Source organism: Fulvivirga lutimaris, from assembly GCF_009711525.1.
GTDB lineage: Bacteria > Bacteroidota > Bacteroidia > Cytophagales > Cyclobacteriaceae > Fulvivirga > Fulvivirga lutimaris.
On the sequence record NZ_SMLV01000097.1, the window covers coordinates 1 to 1,511 of the forward strand.

Here is a 1,511-nt window from a genome sequence, read left to right on the forward strand (position 1 = left end):
TAATGGTCTTTCTTCACCCTTAATTCTACGAACAGAATTGTCTGAGTTTAAGCCAATTACTAGCTTATTTCCCAAATCTCTTGACTTCTCAAGATAATCGATGTGCCCTAAGTGAAGAATATCGAAACACCCATTGGTAAAAACCACCTCATCACCCCCCTCTTGCCATTGCTTAATCAATGATTTGAGTTCTTCAAGAGTTTTAATTTTGCTGGCCGTTGCTTTCAATTTTGGTTCTGATTATTTGACTTGAAATTAATGAAAAAGCCCCTACTAAAATAATAATTACGGTCTGCCAGCCATGAAATATGAATGTAAAAGCTATGGCCTTATCTTGTGGTAAGCTATAAAGTAAAACCAATCCTGTGGACACTAAAACATGGAAACTACCAGCTCCACCAGGAAGTGGTAAAGCCATTGCAATTCCGCCAATTACAAAGATTGTCAGTGCAGCACCAAGACCAAGGTTTTCCGTTTCAGGAAAAGCAAGCATCACAAAGTACATCATTAAATAATAACAGATCCATATCAACAGTGAATCAATAATAAATGCAGATCGGCTTTTTAACTTGAGTACGGATTTAACACCATCCTTAATTCCTAATAGAGCAGACTTTGATTTTGATAAAAGTCTTAGCATTAAATATTTCTTTCTCTTAAGCAGAAAAAGAAAAATAAGACCCATGGCTGCCAAAAATAATATCCCGGCTATCATAATAGTTATCATGTTCCCTGAACCTTCCTGATTGGTAAGCTCCTGCACTTCTTCTGATTTGAAGAACAGAATAAGACTATCCAATTGAATGAAAAAGGAAATAGCTATTAAAATTATAAGAAAAATAAGATCAATAACCCTTTCAGCAACCACAGTTCCGAGAGAAACATCTACTGGAGTTTTATTAAGTCGGTATAAATTATAGCAGCGCGAAACTTCTCCTCCTCTTGGTATGGCTAAGTTTATAAAATAGCCAATCATAACAGACAAAAATCCCTGCTTCAGGGTCAGTTCATAACCAATGGGATTGAGCAAAAGCTTCCAGCGCTGTGCTCTTATTAAATGACTTAATACGGCCACCAGGCCTGAAAGTATTAAAAAGGATTTGTTGGCTGACGACCATACATTTAGAAGATAATCAACTTTACTTGCCCCTTCTGCAACCTCTATATTTTCAAATGAAATCCATAGCAGTAATGCAGTCACCGACAGCATTATTGCATACTTAAAAAAGTTCTTGATTTTATTACTCATGAATTGAGCTTAGGAAAGCTTATTGTCATTATCGGGAAAGATAATGGCTGGTTTAAAGGTCTTTGCTTCCTCAAAACCCATAGAAGCATAGGAAATGATAATAATAATATCACCCACCTGAACACGTCTTGCAGCAGGCCCATTAAGGCAAACCATTCCGCTTCCTCTTTCTCCTTTAATGGTATAAGTCTCTATACGCTCACCATTGTTTACATTAACAATTTGAACCTTCTCTCCTTCTAGCAAATTTGCAGCTTCCAGT

General features: G+C 36.7%; 3 protein-coding genes. All 3 read right to left on the reverse strand.

The window, feature by feature from the left end:
- Positions 1-228: adenylyltransferase/cytidyltransferase family protein (locus E1140_RS00395; RefSeq protein ID WP_155177978.1), on the reverse strand; the 228-nt coding region annotated here is incomplete at its 3' end.
- Positions 203-1,249, reverse strand: a complete 1,047-nt coding sequence (locus E1140_RS00400) for a lysylphosphatidylglycerol synthase transmembrane domain-containing protein (protein ID WP_155177979.1) — start codon at positions 1,247-1,249, stop codon at positions 203-205. The genes E1140_RS00400 and E1140_RS00395, both read right to left, overlap by 26 nt.
- Positions 1,250-1,258: 9 nt before the next feature.
- The coding region (panD, locus tag E1140_RS00405) for an aspartate 1-decarboxylase (RefSeq protein WP_155177980.1) at positions 1,259-1,511 on the reverse strand (253 nt) is incomplete at its 5' end.